The 18,306-nt window shown below is 60.2% G+C and carries 16 protein-coding genes; 9 read left to right on the forward strand and 7 right to left on the reverse strand.

Annotated elements, in window-relative coordinates; all coding sequences use genetic code 11:
- Positions 1–553: 553 nt before the first annotated feature.
- The 9 genes from cysD (at position 554) to ACN1C3_RS24215 (ending at position 8,988) form a co-directional block, all read left to right on the forward strand.
- Positions 554–1,540 (forward strand): sulfate adenylyltransferase subunit CysD, encoded by a 987-nt coding sequence (gene cysD / locus ACN1C3_RS24175; protein ID WP_419118291.1) that lies wholly within the window; start codon positions 554–556, stop codon positions 1,538–1,540.
- Complete coding sequence (cysN, locus tag ACN1C3_RS24180) at positions 1,540–3,450, forward strand: sulfate adenylyltransferase subunit CysN (protein ID WP_419118260.1); 1,911 nt, start codon at positions 1,540–1,542, stop codon at positions 3,448–3,450. The genes cysD and cysN overlap by 1 nt, the downstream gene beginning before the upstream one ends.
- A gap of 165 nt (positions 3,451–3,615) precedes the next feature.
- Positions 3,616–4,728, forward strand: a complete 1,113-nt coding sequence (locus tag ACN1C3_RS24185; RefSeq protein ID WP_419118261.1) for a DUF1214 domain-containing protein — start codon at positions 3,616–3,618, stop codon at positions 4,726–4,728.
- The gene (locus ACN1C3_RS24190) at positions 4,725–5,912 is read left to right on the forward strand and encodes a sulfotransferase family protein (protein ID WP_419118262.1); all 1,188 of its coding nucleotides are present in this window, start codon (positions 4,725–4,727) and stop codon (positions 5,910–5,912) included. The genes ACN1C3_RS24185 and ACN1C3_RS24190 overlap by 4 nt, the downstream gene beginning before the upstream one ends.
- 18 nt (positions 5,913–5,930) lie before the next feature.
- Positions 5,931–6,647 (forward strand): hypothetical protein, encoded by a 717-nt coding sequence (locus tag ACN1C3_RS24195; RefSeq protein WP_419118263.1) that lies wholly within the window; start codon positions 5,931–5,933, stop codon positions 6,645–6,647.
- Positions 6,648–6,669: 22 nt separating this feature from the next.
- Positions 6,670–7,125 carry a nuclear transport factor 2 family protein gene (locus ACN1C3_RS24200; protein ID WP_419118264.1) on the forward strand — a complete coding sequence of 152 codons (456 nt, stop codon included), beginning with the start codon at positions 6,670–6,672 and terminating at the stop codon, positions 7,123–7,125.
- A 20-nt stretch (positions 7,126–7,145) separates the two neighbouring features.
- On the forward strand, positions 7,146–7,613 hold the full coding sequence (locus ACN1C3_RS24205; RefSeq protein ID WP_419118265.1) for an SRPBCC domain-containing protein: 468 nt from the start codon (positions 7,146–7,148) through the stop codon (positions 7,611–7,613).
- A 40-nt stretch (positions 7,614–7,653) separates the two neighbouring features.
- Positions 7,654–8,445, forward strand: a complete 792-nt coding sequence (locus ACN1C3_RS24210) for an SDR family oxidoreductase (protein WP_419118266.1) — start codon at positions 7,654–7,656, stop codon at positions 8,443–8,445.
- An 87-nt stretch (positions 8,446–8,532) separates the two neighbouring features.
- A complete protein-coding gene (locus ACN1C3_RS24215) occupies positions 8,533–8,988 on the forward strand; it encodes a nuclear transport factor 2 family protein (RefSeq protein ID WP_419118267.1) in 456 nt (151 codons plus the stop codon).
- 248 nt (positions 8,989–9,236) lie between these two features.
- Here the strand turns inward: ACN1C3_RS24215 and ACN1C3_RS24220 are convergent, their stop codons facing one another.
- The 7 genes from ACN1C3_RS24220 to ACN1C3_RS24250 all read right to left on the reverse strand — a co-directional run bounded on the left by ACN1C3_RS24220 (position 9,237) and on the right by ACN1C3_RS24250 (position 18,301).
- Positions 9,237–9,410: a hypothetical protein gene (locus ACN1C3_RS24220; protein ID WP_419118268.1), complete on the reverse strand. Its 174-nt coding sequence runs from the start codon at positions 9,408–9,410 to the stop codon at positions 9,237–9,239.
- Positions 9,411–9,547: 137 nt separating this feature from the next.
- On the reverse strand, positions 9,548–10,588 hold the full coding sequence (locus tag ACN1C3_RS24225; protein ID WP_419118269.1) for a Rieske 2Fe-2S domain-containing protein: 1,041 nt from the start codon (positions 10,586–10,588) through the stop codon (positions 9,548–9,550).
- 181 nt (positions 10,589–10,769) lie between these two features.
- Entirely contained in the window at positions 10,770–12,182 is a 1,413-nt protein-coding gene (locus ACN1C3_RS24230; RefSeq protein WP_419118270.1) for a DUF1329 domain-containing protein, read from the reverse strand.
- Positions 12,183–12,304: 122 nt separating this feature from the next.
- Positions 12,305–13,501: a LuxR C-terminal-related transcriptional regulator gene (locus ACN1C3_RS24235; protein ID WP_419118271.1), complete on the reverse strand. Its 1,197-nt coding sequence runs from the start codon at positions 13,499–13,501 to the stop codon at positions 12,305–12,307.
- Between the two features lie 72 nt (positions 13,502–13,573).
- Positions 13,574–15,982, reverse strand: coding sequence for an efflux RND transporter permease subunit (locus ACN1C3_RS24240; RefSeq protein WP_419118272.1), 2,409 nt, complete (start codon positions 15,980–15,982; stop codon positions 13,574–13,576).
- A gap of 8 nt (positions 15,983–15,990) precedes the next feature.
- Positions 15,991–16,965 carry a WD40/YVTN/BNR-like repeat-containing protein gene (locus ACN1C3_RS24245; protein WP_419118273.1) on the reverse strand — a complete coding sequence of 325 codons (975 nt, stop codon included), beginning with the start codon at positions 16,963–16,965 and terminating at the stop codon, positions 15,991–15,993.
- A 127-nt stretch (positions 16,966–17,092) separates the two neighbouring features.
- The gene (locus ACN1C3_RS24250) at positions 17,093–18,301 is read right to left on the reverse strand and encodes an acetyl-CoA C-acyltransferase (protein ID WP_419118274.1); all 1,209 of its coding nucleotides are present in this window, start codon (positions 18,299–18,301) and stop codon (positions 17,093–17,095) included.
- Between the last annotated feature and the right edge of the window lie 5 nt (positions 18,302–18,306).

Here is an 18,306-nt window from a genome sequence, read left to right on the forward strand (position 1 = left end):
TTTGCAACGCTGGCAGCTCAATGCCGAGCGTCCGGCCAAGCGCGTCGCCAATGCTTCGCTGGCGGTACAGCGCTGGTACCGCAGCACCTACCAGCACATTCTCGAGCAGGCTCGCACGCAGAACGGTGAGATCCACTGGATCGACGACTACGGCGCGCGCAACGACCAGGGCAAGCTCAGTTACGGCGTGCTGCGCGCAGTCAGCAACCGCGGCAAGGTGCTCTGGATGCCTTACGAAGACAGGTTGCGCGCGCCCCACCTGGAAGTATTCTTCGACCGCCTGCATCTCTGCACCGAACGCAAGGTGTTCGCCCTGCTCTCGGGCATGCATTGGCAACGCGCCGCCACCTTCATCACCTGGGCCGGCGAGCGCGCCGATCGGCTGCACCTGTTTCACCTGCCCGAAGCCAGCGAAATGCTCAGCGGTGCCCGCGAACTGGCGACCCACATCAGTCAGCAAGCCGCGCGCGTCAGCAATGACGATGTGCTCGACCACGCGGCAGCTGTCGCCGCCACCCTGCCCCGCAACCCCATGCTGCAGATGTTGCGCCTGATGTTAAAACATCAAGTCGCGCATAAGTCCGAACCGCGGCAGTTGTACGTTGATAAGCGACAACAACAAAAAGCGAAGGAAAAATCTATGACGCTTACCCACTTACAACGACTGGAAGCCGAAAGCATCCAGGCAATGCGCGAGGTTGTCGCCGAATCCGACAACCCGGTCATGCTCTACTCCGTCGGCAAGGACAGCGCGGTCATGCTGCACCTGGCGATGAAGGCCTTCTACCCGGCCAAGCCGCCCTTCCCCTTACTGCATGTCGACACCACCTGGAAGTTCCAGGAGATGTATCGCTTCCGCGATCAGATGGTGGCCAAACTGAACGTGGACCTGCTGACCCACACCAACCCCGAAGGCATTGAAATGGGCATCAGCCCGTTCAAGCACGGATCGCAAATCCACACCGACATCATGAAGACCGAAGGTCTGAAGCAGGCGCTGGATCACTACGGCTTCGACGCAGCCTTCGGCGGCGCACGCCGCGACGAGGAGAAATCGCGGGCCAAGGAACGGATTTTCTCCTTCCGCTCCGACCAGCACCGCTGGGACCCGAAGAACCAGCGCCCGGAGCTCTGGCACCTGTACAACACGCGTAAACACAAAGGTGAGTCGATCCGCGTCTTCCCCCTATCAAACTGGACCGAGCTGGACATCTGGCAGTACATCCACCTGGAAAACATCCCGATCGTACCGCTGTACTTCGCCGCGCCCCGCCCGGTTGTCGAGCGCGACGGGATGCTGATCATGGTCGATGACGAACGCATGCCGCTCAACCCTGGTGAAGTGCCGATGATTCGCAACGTGCGCTTCCGTACCCTGGGTTGCTACCCGCTCACCGGTGCCGTCGAGTCCGATGCCGATACCCTGCCCAAGATCATTCAGGAAATGCTGCTGACCCGCACATCCGAGCGTCAGGGGCGAATGATCGACCACGACTCGTCCGCTTCGATGGAGAAGAAAAAACAAGAGGGGTATTTCTAATGGCACACGTATCTGACCTGATTGCCGAGGATATCGAGCAATACCTCAAGGCCCACGAGCACAAGAGCCTGCTGCGTTTTATTACCTGCGGCAGTGTGGACGATGGCAAGAGCACCCTGATCGGGCGCCTGCTCTACGATTCGAAAATGCTCTTCGAAGACCAGATGGAAGCGCTGGAGGCTGACTCGAAAAAAGACGGCACCCAGGGTGGCGAACTGGACTTCGCCCTGTTGGTGGATGGCCTGGCCGCCGAGCGCGAACAAGGCATCACCATCGACGTGGCCTACCGTTTTTTCTCCACTGACCGGCGCAAGTTCATCGTTGCCGACACCCCCGGCCATGAGCAGTACACCCGCAACATGGTGACCGGTGCCTCCACGGCCGATGTGGCCGTGGTGATGATCGATGCCCGACGCGGCGTGCTGACTCAGTCCAAACGCCACAGCTATCTGGCGTCGCTGATCGGCATTCGCAAGGTGGTACTGGCCGTCAACAAGATGGACCTGATGGACTACTCGGAGAAAGTTTTCAACGCCATCGTTGATGACTACCGCGCCTTCGCCAAGCAGATCAATCTGCAAGATTTCACCGCTATCCCGATGTCCGCGCTACGGGGTGAGAACATCACCGAACAGAGCGAGCACATGCCTTGGTACCGCGGTACCACGCTGATGGGTTACCTGGAAACCGTCGAGATCGACGAGGCGCACCAGCAGAAACTGTCATTCCGCATGCCGGTGCAGTGGGTCAACCGCCCCAACCTGGATTTCCGTGGCTTCACCGGCACCATCGCCAGCGGCGTGATTCATCCCGGTGACCGCATACGTGTGTTGCCAGGCGGACAAGAGAGCCGTATCTCCCGCATCGTCACCCTCGATGGTGACTTGCAACAAGCCGTGGCCGGACAGTCCATCACCCTGACCCTGACCGACGAAGTCGATTGCAGTCGCGGCGATGTGCTGTCCACCGCAGAAGACCCGACCAGCGTGGCCGACCAGTTCCAGGTCAGCCTTATCTGGATGCACGAGCAGGCCATGCTCGCCGGTCGCCCCTACCTGATGAAGATCGGTGGCAAAACCCTGTCAGTGACCTTGTCGGTGCCCAAGTACAAGGTCAACGTCAACACCATGGAGCACTTGGCGGCCAAAGAGCTGGCGCTGAACGAGATCGGCGTGTGTAACCTCTTTACCAGCCAGCCGATCGCCTTCGATGCCTACAAGGACAACCGTGAAACCGGCAGTTTCATCCTCATCGACCGTCTGACCAACTCCACCGTCGGCGCGGGCCTGATTGAGTTCTCCCTGCGCCGTTCGCAGAACATCCACATGCAGCACGTGGATGTGAACAAGGAAGCGCGCGCCGAACAGATGGGCCAGAAGCCCGTGCTGCTGTGGTTCACCGGTTTGTCGGGTGCGGGCAAGTCGGCCATCGCCAACCTGCTCGAGACCCGACTGTATGCCCGCGGCCGGCACACCTACTTGCTCGACGGCGACAACGTGCGCCACGGCCTGAACCGCGACCTGGGCTTCACCGATGCCGACCGTGTGGAGAACATCCGCCGGGTGGCCGAGGTGTCCAAGTTGTTCGTGGACGCCGGGATGATTGTGTTGACGGCCTTCATCTCGCCGTTCCGTTCCGAGCGCGAGATGGCGCGCGGGCTGCTGCAGGAAGGCGAGTTCATCGAGATCTTCGTCGACACGCCGCTGGCCGTGGCCGAGGAGCGTGATCCCAAGGGCCTGTACAAGAAAGTCCGCCGTGGCGAACTGAAGAACTTCACAGGCATCGACTCGCCCTACGAGGTGCCGAACAAGCCGGACATCCATATCGAGACCAGCAAACTGACGCCGGAGAGCGCAGTGGATCGCATCATCGCGGTGCTGACCGAGCGCGGCATCATCGGTAAGGAGTAGCACCATCGCCCGGTTCGCCGGGCGTTTAAGGGTCGCCTCGAGTAGTCCGAAAGGATGACGCGAGGCGAATAAAACAGTGGTCCTGTTGTGGGCCGATGAATTCGGTTCGGGCGCCTCTGCGGGGGCGTTTACGATCCGGGTTCGACTAATCAAGAGCGTCTAACAATGACAATCAGCTCGATTGACGAACAACAACTGTTGAGTGGCCAGACCTGGTCCACGTTTTGCGATCACCTCAAGCGCTGCGGCGAGCAGATTCTGCGTCCCGAAGCGCCAGCCGATGCAGCCACCCGCGCCGAAGGTTTTCGCTACCTCACGCGCCTGCTGCGCATCGGCCTGGAGATGCACATCGAGTTTGCCGACCCGGCCTTTCCCAGCTTCTTCAAGACCTCCCACGAAACCGCGAAGATCGGTGCCGACAACCCGGACAACCTCTACGAGTACTCGCGCCTGGACGGCACGCTGGAATACCGCATCAAAGGCCAGCGCGGCAGTGTCGCTTACCTGAGCTTCGGGACCCAGAAAGGCGGTTATGAAACCGACGGCACCCTGATCCAGACCGGTTTCATCGATGCCAGCCAGTTACAGGTCGATGCCCAGGGCAATTTTGAAATCATCCTCAGCCGCGAGTCGCAACCGGGCAACTGGCTGAAAATGGAAGACGCCACCAACGCCCTGATCGTGCGCCAGACGTTTCTTGACCGTCGGATAGAAGTACCGGCCAAGCTGAGCATTGAGCGCATCGGTACCAATAGCAAGCCGAAGGCCCTTGATCCGGCGACCTTCCAGCAAGGCCTGGCGCGGGTGTCCAGCTTCGTGGAGAACACCGCCAGGCTGTTCGCCGACTGGAGCGAAAGTTACCTGCCCCACAGCAATCAGCTGCCACCGGCCAACCAGGCACTCTGCCAGTCAGTGGGCGGCGACCCGAACATTTTCTACTACCACTCGCACTGGGCGCTGGCTGAAGACGAAGCCTTGGTCATCCACATCGACAAAGTGCCGGAGTGCGACTTCTGGAACTTGCAGATCAACAACTACTGGATGGAGTCGCTGGACTACCGCTACCACCAGATCTGCTTCAACAAACACCAGGCCCAATACGACGATAACGGTGGCGTGACCCTGGTCCTCAGCGAGCTGGATCCCGGGGTGAGTAACTGGCTGCAAACCGCCGGCGTACGCCAGGGCACGATGTGCCTGCGCTGGGTCGGTGCCCAGGAACAATGTCACCCCACCACCCGGGTTGTAAACGTGTCTGCAGTCGCGGAGGCCCAATGAACGCGCATACCCTGATTGAAGAGTTGACCGTCGAAAGCCTGTTGGCCAGCGCCATCGCGCGCACCAACGGCCTGAGCAATTTTGGCGATGACAACTATCGCGAGTCTCTGGAGGCACTGCTGGTTGCCTTGGCCGCCGAAGCCGAGTTGTCGCAGACCGGCCAGTACTTGCTGCAGGAAAGGCTGGTGGGACAACTGGTCAATCGCCTGGTGATCGAGGACTACCTTGTCCGCTATCCGCAAATCACCCAGATACAGATCGACGATCCGCTGGTCATCGTAGGCCTGCCACGCACTGGCACCACCATGCTGCAACGCACGCTGGCGGTTGACCCGCGCTTCTACTCGGCCGCCTGGTGGGAGACCCGCTTTCCGGCACCGCTGGAAGACGAAACCCTGGCCGTGCCGGGCAAGCGCATCGCCCAGGCCAAGGCCGAGGTCGAGCTGATGGCCCAGGTCATCCCGCAGATCCTCGCCATCCACCCATTGGATGCCATGCTCTGCGACGAAGAGTTCATGCTCATGGAACACTCGTTCATGTGCGCCATGGACGCCTACGTCAACGTGCCCAGCTATACCCGCTGGCTGGATCAGCAAGATCAACGGCCGGTCTACACCCAGTTGAAAAAAATGCTGCAGTTCCTGCAATGGCAGAAAAGCCAGCGGGGTGAGCCTGCGGGCCAGCGCTGGTTGCTGAAAGCCCCCCAACACCTGCACACCCTGCACCTGTTGCTGGATGTTTTCCCCAAGGCGCAGGTCATTCTGACCCACCGCGAACCCGCCCAGACTATCCCCTCCATGGCCAGCATGGCCCACACCCTTTGGCAGATGTACAGCGACAACCCGGATCCGAAAGCCGTCGGCGAGCAGTGGAACAGCCGCATGGCACGTGGCATCCGTCACACCATGCACGTGCGCGAACAGCACGCTGCCGAGCGCTTTCTCGACATCAACTTCGCCGACACCGTGACCCAGCCGATGGAAGTGCTGGAAAGGGTTTACGCCTTTGCCAATCTGCCGTTTACCGACAAGGCCCGCGCCGACGCGCAGGGATGGCTGTCGCAAAACAGCCGGGAAAAACGTGCCAGCCACGACTACAGCCTGGAGCGCTTCGGTTTGAACGAAGCGCAGATGACTCAGGACTACAAGGAATATCGCGCCCGTCATCTGAGCGCCAACCACTAAACGCAGGCCGGAGGATTCATGGAAAAACTCATGTTGACCTTGTGGAAGCCGCCACAGCACAGCGCCGAGCAATGGCGCCAGACGCTGCTCGGCCTGCACGACGACTTGGCGACCGTCGGCGCACGCACCCTGCGTGTCATGGTGGTCGATGAGGCGGTGGCCGCCGCGTCCACACAGCGCATCACCAACAGCGCCGTCCCGCTGGACGGGTTGCTCTCGCTGTGGCTGGACAGTGCCTCGCAATGGCCTTCCATCAAGGATCTCCTGACACCGTTGACCAGCCGCCTGGAGGCTTATCTGGTTCTGGAATCCGAGCCCTACCCCGAGGAGCGCCGGGCGCGCGTAGCCCAATACCGGGTGCCGGTTGGCGAGCGCACACCCGGCATGAATCAGGTGGCGCTGCTGCACAAGCCACATCGGATGAGCTACGAGCAGTGGTACGACACCTGGCGCAACGGGCACGGGCCTAATGCCTATCCGCTGCAATCGATCTTCGGCTACCGGCAGAACACCGTGGTACGTGCGCTCACCTACGGTGCGCCGGTGCTGCACGCGATCGTCGAAGAAAACTTCCCGCCCGAGGCCATCGGCAATCCGCAAGGATTCTTCGCTGCCCTGGGCGACCCGGACAAATGCGCGCAGCGCCAGCAGGCCATGTACGAATCGACCAGCAAATTCATCGACTTCGAGAAGATCGACTGCATCCAAACCAGCGAGTACCAACTCAGTGCCTGAGCAGCCCATAAGGAGGTTTCCCATGTTGGATCTAGAAGCAATCGAGCTGATCAAACAGCTCAAGGCGCGCTATTTCCGCGCCATCGACACCTGCAACATCGAGATGCTGCAGGGCATGCTCACCGAAGACGTCGCCCTGTCGTTCAAGAGCCCTGCCTACGAGTTTCACGTCAATGGCCTGGGCGATGCGCTGGACTTCTACCGCACCTCGTTCACCAAAACCCGCCTGGCCACCCACAACGGTCACACCCCGGAAATCGAAGTCGATGGCGACCAGGCCACGGCCCTCTGGTACCTGAGCTACGTGTTCATCAACCTCGAGGACAACACCCACATGCACGGCAGCGCGATCTACCAGGATCGCTACATCAAGCGCGACGAGCGCTGGATGATCGCCGAGACGGGCTACGAAACCCTGCTCGAGACTATCCAGCCTTTGAGCGAACAGCTGCAGATCACCTCCAGACCCATCAACTGAATGCACAACAGGAGACAGTCATGGCTAGAGCAGAAAACATAGTGACCTCCCACTCGGTGGAAATTAATGCCCCCGCCCGGGTGGTCTGGGAAGTGCTCATCGATCTGGACAATTACCACTTGTGGAACAGGTTCTGTCCGAACATTCAGTGCGGTCTGCAGATCGGTGACGAGGTGCATATGCAGGTACTGAACCCTGCTACCGGCGAAACCGTCCCGGTCTTCGAATACCTCGTGGCCTGCGACCCCGAGCAACTATTGTCCTGGGAGCAGCGTCCTGTCCCGGAAAACATGGACGCCGCCCGCCGCGATCAGTACATCAAGGCCATCGATGCCAACCGCTGCAGCTATTTCACCACTGATATTTTCCTGGGTCTGAACCAGGACACGATCATGCTTGAACACGGTGCCTGGGTAAAAATCGCCTTCGACCAGGTGGCCCTGGATCTGAAACGACGTGCCGAAGAACTGCACGCCAGTCGCACCTGAACTTCCCCTTCCCTACCAAAACAATAAGAAGGTAATTGCCATGTTGCTGAAAGATAAAGTCGTCATCATTTCCGGTATCGGCCCTGGCCTGGGCATCAAGCTGGCCGTGCGTGCCGCGGAGTATCAGGCGAAGGCCGTGGTGTTGGCCACTCGCACCCCCGCCAAACTGGACCAGGCTGAAAAGGCCATCCGCGATGCCGGCTACAGCACTCCTGTCCTGAAAGTCCCCACCGACATCGCCCAGGCCGAACAGTGCCAGACGCTCGCCGACCTGACGATCGAGCACTTCGGCCAGATCGACGTATTGATCAACTCTGCCTACGCCCATGGCGCCTGGGGCAGTTCCTCCGAGTCGTCAATGGACGACTGGCGCAAGGCGATGGACGTCAACCTGTTTGGCACCATGCACATGACCCAGGCCGTGCTGCCGCAGATGAAGAAACAGAAGTCGGGCAGCATCGTCATGATCAACACCATGGCCACCCGCACCCCCAACCAACTGGAATCCGGCTATGCCGTCTCCAAGGGCGCATTGAAAACCGCCGTGCAGTACCTGGCCCAGGATCTCGGCCCGTATGGCATCCGCGTCAACTCCACCTTTATGGGCTGGATGTGGGGCGCGCCGGTGATCGGCTACTTCGAAAGCGAAGCCAAGCGCCTGGGCGTCCCGATGGAGTCGCTGGTCGACCAGGTCGCCCAGCAGATTGCGTTGCGCAAAATCCCCGAAGACAACGACTGCGCCATGGCCGCCCTGTACCTGGCCAGCGACTACGCCAAGGTGATTACCGGCGCGCAACTGGACGTCAACGGCGGGCACTTTCTGCCCTGCTAAACACTTCAAGGCGACAGGGATGTCGCCGCTTTCCGACGCTCACACGATGCCAGTCTGGCCATCGCCCTCCCCCTGGAGATTTCTATCATGCTGGATCTCGTTGCCATCGAGCAGATCAAACAGCTCAAGGCCCGCTATTTTCGTGGTATCGATACCTGCAACCTCGAACTACTGCGCAGCATCCTCGCACCCGAAGTGAAGATCAGCTTCGACAGCCCGACCTACCAGTTCGAACTCAACGGAGTGGAGCAGGCCATCGAGTTCTACCGCAGCAACTTCACCAACCGCCGTTTCGGTATGCACAACGGCCACACGCCGGAAATTGCGGTCAACGGAGATGAAGCCACTGGCCTCTGGTACCTCAACGACCTGTTCATCAACCTCGATGAGCAGACCCTGCTGAACGGCAGCGCCATCTACGAGGATCACTACGTCAAGCAGCAGGGCGAGTGGCGCATCCTCCAGACCGGTTACAAGCGGCTGCTGGAGATGATCGGCCCGCTGGATGCCCAGTGGAGGATCACCTCTCAGCCGATCAACTGAGGGGGCATTTTCGGTCCTGCCAAACAGTTCAAGGCGACAGAGATGTCGCCTTTTTTTTGCCTGTTCGGCGGCCTGATAGTGACCGGGGTTGTGGTGTAAGCCAGAATGCCTGTGGCTAAAAATAAGAAGGCGCGCAATGCGCACCCACCAAAAAACCATCGCACACCCGCTCACGTCCAACGGCCGAACACTTCACACCACAAGGCCTCTTCGGCCTTGTGGTGTGAAGTGTTCGATACGCTCCGACCCTAGCGAAAATTCAGCCAGTTCGGAACACTCTGGCTGATGGCGACACAGCCTGCGTATTGTTTGCAGGCCTTGACGCTGGGCGATTGCGCTGGCGGCGAGACCTGCACGGCCAATACCAGGAGGAACAGGATTAACAAGGGAACGTAATAGGCAAGAAGACTTTTTATTTTCATTGTCAGTGTTCTCGTGATCGTTAAGTCGGACCTACGTTATTGCAATAAAACCAAGGGTAGCTTGCCCCTTCTGGACTGCCCCCCACGATTGACAAACGATTGCTGACGGCTTGTCTCTCGAAGGAGGTCGTTACTCTTTAGCGCTCGTCGACCGTGATGAATTCACGACGTTCAGCCATGCTCGCGGGCACTTTATCCTCATCGGTAAAGAACTGTTGGTACCACTCGCGCAGCTGGTAGACCGGGCCGTCGTTTTCCGCCAGCACCGGGTTGTCGATACGGATTTTATGCTTCCAGATATCCACGTCCTGATAGAACGAGGTGCGATTACCCATGATGTACGCTTTGGCCACTTCAATGTTCTGCTCTTCGCTCCAGCCGGGCACACGCTTGACCATGCAGCCGAAACGCAGGTCGAAGCTGTTGGCAGTCACAGGCACATGGCTGTTGAGCAAAATGGCGTGTATCCGCACATCGCCGAACATCGAGCTGATGTGAGTGAAGTGCGTCGCCGGGCCGTAGTAGGCTGACGGTGCGATCAGATCGCCGCCCAGGCGCTCGGAATCGCCGTGGAAGATCTGGTGGCCGATGTGCCCTTCGAAGATATTGGCGAAGTACTTGGTCGGCGTGCCATGCACTGGACCGAAGTGCATGGCGTCCACCAGGTTATCGACCAACTCCCGTGGGTTGGTTTCGATCAGCATGGTGTCGATGTTCCAATCGTGAATCCAGTCCGGGTCGTCCATCTCGGCCAGGTGCGGAATGATCACGCCCTCTTTCGGCGGACGGCCTTCAGGGTTGTTCCAGACGAACAGCAGGTTGTTTTCCTCACAGGTCAACCAGCTGCGGGTCTTGGCCTTCGGTGGAATGCGCTTGCAATAAGGAATCTCAACGCATTTACCGCTGGTGTCATATTTCCAGTGGTGGAACGGGCACACCACCGTGTCGTTTTCAATGGTGCCTTGGGACAGGTCGGCCCCCATGTGCGGGCAATGGGCGTCAAGGATGCTGATAGCGCCCTGGCTGTTGGCAAACGCCACCAGGCGGGTGCCAAAGATATTCAAGGTATGCAACTGGCCATCGCGGTAATCCTCCGCCACGCCCAGACAGTGCCAGCCACGGGCGTAACGGTGAGTACGCTGGGCGTTTTCGACGCTGATTTCAGCGAGTTTCGTCATTGTTATTGTTCCTCGATTGGAAACTTTGGGGTGCAATACCCCCAAAAAAAACAGGGTGAACCCATCGCAGATATCATTGAGCGCCCCGGCAAAGGATTCATCGTTCACTTGGACTAGATCAAACGATATCCGCTCTCAAAGGGTTCACCTGTCAGCTTCTGCCATCCCAAATCTGCGTCGGCTATTGGCCAAACCGACGGGCGGCTTCCGGACCGAAATCCCGCGGGCTGAAGCCCGGCTTGTTCAACTGGTAGCCGTTGCGCTGTTCGTTGATCAGGTTAAACGCCAGGTAGCTGCCGGCGTTCAGGTCGTAGTACAGCCCCACGCCCGCTTGCGGTCGCTGGCTTTCATAGGCGTAGAAGTAGTTGACCATCGAGGTCCGCCACAGCTCGCCACGGCTGTCGTAGTTGTCGGCGAGGATCGGGAACCAGGTGTCTTCGTCGATGTACAACTTGCGTTTGCCATAGAGATGGCGGAAGCCCGGCTTGAGGGTGCCTTCCAGTTCCCATACCCGATGGCGCTCATAGCGCATGGCATCCGGGTTGATATGGCCCGGGGTCAGCAGGTCGGCGTACTTGAGGTTGGCCGCGTGCAGGCGATAGGCGTCGTAGGGAATGAACATCTCGCGCTTGCCGACGATCTTCCAGTCATAACGTTGCCCCGATCCGTTGAACAGGCGCACCTCGTCCACGGTGATCGAACCACCGCTGCCAGGGAACGACATGTCGAAGCCGTATCCCGGCGACTGACGCACACGGCGAGTGCCCGGATCATAACGCCAGGCCTGGCGAGGCTCGGTCTTGTCGTTCCAGAACTCGGTGCCGGTGTTGATTTCGCCCTTGTCCCGTTGCGGCGACAGGGTTTCGTTGAGATAGAACGATGAGTTACCGGCGGTATCGCCAACCTTGCCCGGCTCACTCGCCGGCGCCAGGTTTCGTGAATGTACACGGCCCCAGTTGATGTTGCCGTCCTTGAGTACGTAGGCGTTGTCGGATGTGTATTCCTCGGTCCAGGCGTGCAAGGCGAAAGCCGAGGAATTCTTCAACAGTTCCAGGCCGCTGCGTGGTACCGGAAAGGGTGTGCCACCGGTTTTGGCCACCACCCCTTCACCGTCATCCACCAGACGCGCGACGCTGGCGTTCTCGCGGGTGGCCTGGCAAACCGAGTCGCCGAAACGAAAATCGCGGTGCGAGGGGTAGATCGGCATCTTGTACGTAGCCGGGTAGAGCTTGAACAACGCTTTCTGGCCGTCGGACAGGTAGTTGCTGTATTGCGCCAGATTGGCCGAGGTAATCACAAACAGCGGCTTTTCTTCCGGGTAAGGATCAACCGGATGGTTGCCAGTCCCTTTGAAGTCCACGTGCGGCGGCACACCCAGCCACTTGCCGCTGAACGCCGGGATGCTGCCGTCGGCATTACCGCTCTTTTCGGCACCCATGCAAGTCAGATCCTTGCCCAGGCGCTCCACATCTTCCGGTGCGGCATTCGCCGTGCCGATTGCACTGCATCCCAATAACAACCCCAGCACCCAGGTGGGAGTGGCGTTGGCAGCCCGCGAGACAAGACAACTGGAAGCCAGGTTACTGCCGGTCATTTTTATTCTCCTTGGTTACCGATAGCGGTCGCCCAGTATCGGCAGCCCAAGGATCCAGCAGCATCGTCCGCACGGACTAACGCGTTTTTTCCACGCACCGGCGAACGCCAGGCTACAGCGTGTCATCCTCCGATCCCGGTAGCTGGTTTGGCCAACGCCACGACACTGTTGAGCATGATCCGCACAAGCTCGGTCTGGCGCCGTACACCGGTTTTGGAAAAGATCGAACGCAGGTGCGCACGGGCGGTATTACGGCGGATGTTCAGCGCCTCCGAGGCCTCCTCCAGCGACAGGCCGTTAGCCAGTTCCAGAGCCAGCGAGGTTTCCGCGGGTGTCAGGTTGTACAGCTGGGAGGTCACCACGTTGCTCACCAGCGACTTGCTGACGGCGTCACGCACATACACCACGACGGTCGGTTTCCCCTTGCCCTCGACCAGCTCCTGCGTCGGAATCAGCTCAACCACCACGCCGAGGCTGACTTTCCCGGAGGGTCGAGTAATCGACATGGCCTCGGCCCCCTGTAATCCGCCGCCGCCCTGCTTCGTCCGTTGAAAGGCGTTGCGCACCAGGCGCGACAGTTCACGATTGTCACTCGGATAAGTCGCCTCTAACCGGCCACCGACAACTTTCAGGCCGTCCTGGCTGTCGAGAATCTCTCGGGCCACCGGGTTCAGTTGCACCACACTGCCGTTTTCATCGAGAACGAAGGTCGCCACCGCCATACGGCTGATCGTTTGCGAGTACAGGCTGCCCAACGACTCGCTACGATCCAGTAGCGAATGCATGTGCAGGGCGCGGCGCAAATGCGGCAAGAGCATGGCGCACATGGCTCGCTCGACGTGGGAAAAGCGCGCCTGATCCCGTGGCCGGTTGATTCGAAAGCGCACCGTACTGCCATCCGGCATGCGGATATCGGCGCCGAGCATCTGATGGCAGTCATGTGGCTGACAAAACAACAGGTAAAAAGAAGAACTGAGCCATTCGGCCTCGCTCATCAACTCATCAACGGTAAACACCGTGTCGGTGGGCAGGCTGTCGAACAGCGTGGACTTGGCGTAATAGGCGTAATGGTTGATGCCGCCCTCCCCCAGTTCAATGTCCCCGGCGACCATCATCGGCGACAGCAGCGGCTCATCCTGCACGCGAAGAATCAAGGTCACGAAATTGGCCTTGAACAGCGTCCGGATCTGACGCAACGAATCGCCCATGCAGTGAATATTTATGGCCGAATCGTACATGTTGCCGATGAGGCGTTCGTATTCGGCCAGCTCCAGCCCCAATTCCGCCAGGACCTGCGCATTCGGTACGAGACTTTGCATAACCACTCCCCCAGCAGCGGACACGGACTACGTGGCCCGCATAATTTTAATGGTAATGAATGATATCGGAGCTCAATGCACCGTGAGTGCCTCGGCCACCCGAGGCGTGGCGTTGGCGGTGCCTGGCGTCTTGGATGCGACCAGCGGCTGGCCCTGATTGAACCAGGCGGCGAGTGCCGGCAACAGGAAGATCGCGCCAAACACATTGACCAAAAACATGAACGCCAGGAGCAGGCCCATGTCGGCTTGCAGTTTGAGCGGCGCGAACGCCCAGGTGCCGACGCCGATCGACATGGTCAGGGCGGTGAATACCGCCGCCGTGCCGCGCTGGCACATGGCGCGATAAAACCCTTCGCGCAGGCTCTGGCCCGCGGCCATTTCATGCTGGATGCGCTCATAAAGGTAAATGCCGTAATCGACGCCGACCCCGACGCCCAGCGCCATCACCGGCAAGGTCGAGACTTTCAGGCCAATGCCCAGCATGGCCATCAGCGCATTGCAGAGAATCGCGACAATGCCCAGCGGCACCAGAATGCACAGCACCGCACGCAACGAGCGGAAGGTCAGCAAACAAAACAACGCCACCGAACAGAACAACGCGGCGAGCATCCATACTTCAGCCTGCTTCACCGCCTCGTTGGACGCCGCCATCACCCCGATATTGCCGCCCGCCAGCTTGAACTCCACCTCCGGCACCTGGATGCCAGCAAGGATGCGCTTGGTTTCGCTGACCACATGGGCCACCGTCGCTCCTTCATGATCGTTGAGGAACACCAGAATCTGCATGCGCTTGCAGCCGTCAGTCACCAGTCCTGAGTCCGGGGTGTAGGCCATCGCGCCTTGTTGCAAGCTGCGTGAGGAGCCCGGAATCGCCGACCAGCGCGGGTTGCCTTCGTTATTGCCGGCGATCATTTCCTTGCCCATGCCGGCCACGCTCTGCACCGACTGCACGCCCGCGACATTGCGCATCTGGAAGTCGAAGTTCTCGATGGCACGCATCACCCCGGGATTGAGGCAGGCTTCCTCAATACCCCGGGTTTGCAGGAACATCGCCAACACATCCAAGCCCATCGAATAGCTGTCGAGAATCTGCTGGTTATCCAGGTTGTAACGCGACTCCGCATGCAGCTCCGGCGCGCCGGGGCCGATGTCGCCGACCTGCAGTTCTCGCGCCTTGAACACCCCAAAAACCAAGAGCAACAGGCTAACGGCAAACACCAGCAGCGCCGGGCGCGGCTCGGCCAATGCCGACAGTCGCCACCACAACGGATGGCGTGCCGTTGCATCCGGCGAGCGTCGGGCAAGCACGCTGGAGCCCAGGGACAAATAGGAAATGATCAGCGGCAGCAGCATCTTGTTGGTGATGATCATCAGCATCACGCCAATACAGGCGGTTACGCCCAGCTCATGCACGATCGGAATATCAATCAGCATGATCACCGCGAAGCCCAGGGCGTTCATCAACAGCGCCAGCGAACCGGGAATGAAGATCTTGCAGAATGCAGCACGGGCCGCCTGCAACGAAGTGCTGCCGGCCAACAGATCCTGCTTCCAGGCGTTGGTCATTTGCACCGCATGGGAAACGCCGATGGAGAAAATCAGGAACGGCACCAACACCGACATTGGATCGATGCCCAGTCCCAGCAACGGCAACAAGCCCAGCAGCCAGACCACGGGCAACAACGCCACCGCCAGCGCCACCAGTGTCAATCGCCACGAACGTGAATACACCCACAGCAGCAGCGCGGTAATCACAAACGCCATGACAAAAAACAGCAGGACGGTGTTCAGTCCCTCGACCACATCCCCCACCAGCTTGGCGAACCCCACCACGTTGATCTCAATGTCCCGGCTGTTGTACCTGCCACGGATCTCTTCCAGCCGCTTGGCGATCTCCACATAGGACACCGGCTGGCCGGTCTTCGGATCGCTGTCTTGCAAGTCGGCGCGGACCAGCGCCGAACGTCGGTCATTGGCCAGCAGCCGGCCGATCTGCCCGGCACGGGCGGCGTTGCTGCGCACTTTCTGCAAGTCTTCGGCGGTCCCCGCGTATTGCGGCGGCACCACCAGATCGCCGACGAAACCCTCCTCGGTAATCTCGACATAACGCACATTCGGGGTAAACAGCGAGGTCACGCTGGGACGACTGACCCCGGAGATGAAAAAGACGTCATCGGTGACCTGCTGCAAGACCTTGAGGAACTCCGGGTTGTAGAGATCGCCCTCGCCCTTCCAGTGCACGTTCACCAGGATCCGGTTGGCGCCGGTGAACACCCGGCTAAAGTCGAGGAAGTTCAGCATGTAGTCATGGCGCACCGGGATCTGTTTATTGAATCCGGGGTCCAGATGTACTTGCGTGGCGCTGTAGCCCAGCCCCAGGGTCAGCACCATGAACAGTGCCAGCCACAGGCGACGGTGGTTGAGCAGCACATCCGCACACGCCTTTACCTGGCGTTCGATCCAGCCTGTTGTCTGTGTCATCGGTATGCTCACTGTGCAACGGCTGCAAGACTGCTGTCTGCGCCCTGAAGAACCCCACGTTCCCCCGCCACCAGCAGATGGCGCGCATTGAGCACCACTGCCGAGGTCAAGGTACCCAGCCCGGTCCGCTGGCTGCTGTCGACCAGCGCGCCGTCCGCATCGAGGCGGGTGAGGCGCCCGCCCGCTCCAACCAGCACCAGCCCGGCGTTCCGGGGAAGCAGTGCGTGGCCATAGATCGGTTGACTGCTGCCGATATCGACCGGCTGCCAGGTGTCGCCGAAATCCGCACTGGTGAACACATGCCCGCGCATGCCGTACGCCAGCCAGCGCGACGCCGACAGCCGCACCACGCCAAACAGCGAGCCGTTGTAGAACGGCGTCAGGCGTTGCCAGTCGCGCCCGCCATTACGGGTGCGCAACACCAGTCCCTGCTCGCCGACCAGCATCTGCCGGCCATCGTCGCCGCCGTCAAGGCCGTTGAAGTGCGCGCCCTCGCCGGGCATTTCCCGGGTGGTCCAATGCTCGCCCGCGTCGCTCGACTCCAGGTACTTGCCGTAGCTTCCATAGGCGACCACGTGCTGCCCGTCGGCGCTCCACACCCCTAGAAGCGGTTCGCCCAACTCGGCGTCGTAATGCTTTTCCCGCCAGCTGAGGCCGTTGTCACTGGAGCGCAGAATCCAGCCGTCATGCCCCACCGCGATCAACACCTCGGGGCTCAAGGCAACCACCCCGGTCAGCGTCGCATCGTGGTCAGCAGCCACCGCCCGGGGGGTCCAGGACAGGCCGCTGTCGCGGCTGGTCATCACCGTGCCACGCTCGCCCACCGCGATCAGCAGTGAACCATTGGCCAGCAGCGCATTGACGTGCACCCGGTCGGGGTTGATCCGGGTCACGGCCAATGGCGCGGGATGATGCGGCGCGAATGCAAAGGCAACCGCCGCGATGATGATGGCGCTCATGGCATATCCGATCAGCTGACGCATGACGAATTCCACAGCGAAAAATACGGGCACGAAACAAGCAGCATGCGGGGTGATCCTCTTGATTTCACTTTCACGATCATCAGACCACCCCGCACCTGCTACATCGTCCAAACGGCTTAGCCAGGGCTTACGGCAGCTCGAACAAACCGGCCGCACCCATGCCGCCGCCAATGCACATGGCGATCACCACATAACGGGCGCCGCGACGGCGACCTTCCAGCAGTGCGTGACCGACCATGCGCGCGCCGGACATGCCGAACGGGTGGCCGATGGCAATCGCGCCGCCGTTGACGTTCAGACGTTCAGGCGGGATTTGCAGTGCATCGCGGCAATGCAGGACCTGGCAGGCAAAGGCTTCGTTGATTTCCCACAGGCCGATATCCGACACGCTCAGGCCAAAGCGCTTGAGCAATTTCGGCACCGCCACCACCGGGCCAATGCCCATTTCCTCCGGCGCGCAGCCACCCACGGCAATGCCTCGGTAGATGCCCAACGGTGTCAGCCCCCGACGCTTGGCTTCAGCGCGGCTCATCAGCAGGCTGGCCGAGGCGCCATCGGAGAATTGCGAAGCATTGCCAGCGGTAATGAATTCACCCTGCTTGATCCATTTACCGTCCTTCCACACCGGTTTCAGCGACGCCAGGTCTTCCAGGCGCGTGTTCGGTCGATTGCATTCGTCGCGCTCGACCAACACACGCTGATGGCCGCTGGGCTGGCCACCTGCATCGAAGCACAACTTGTCGACACTCAAGCCGACGATTTCATCGTCGAACAAGCCGTCACGTTGGGCGGCGGCGGTGCGCAGTTGGCTCTGCAGGGAATACTCGTCCTGGGCAGCGCGGCTGATGCCATAACGGCGCGAGACAATTTCGGCGGTTTCCAGCATCGGGATATAGGCGCTGGGCATTACTTCCAGCACGGCTTCGGACTGGGCGCGATAGGCGTTTTTGTGCTTGGTCTGGGTCAGTGACAGCGACTCCACGCCACCGCCAATGGCGATGTTCATCTCGCCGGTCATGATGCCTTTGGCGGCGATGCCGATGCTCATCAGGCCCGAGGCGCACATGCGGTCCAGGGCCATGCCCGGCACGGTATCCGGCAAGCCGCCGGTATAGGCGCAGAGGCGTCCGATGTTGTAGGCCTGGGTGCCCTGCTGCACCGCCGCGCCCATGATCACATCGTCCACTTCACCCGGCTCGATACCGGCGCGCTCGACCACCGCACGCACCACATGTCCGCCCAGTACCGGGGCTTCGGTATCGTTGAACGACCCGCGAAACGACTTGGCGAGCGCGGTCCGCGCAGTGGCAACGATGACAACTTCATTCAGGTCCATGACAG

The organism is Pseudomonas sp. H11T01, from assembly GCF_048515765.1.
Taxonomy (GTDB): Bacteria; Pseudomonadota; Gammaproteobacteria; order Pseudomonadales; family Pseudomonadaceae; genus Aquipseudomonas.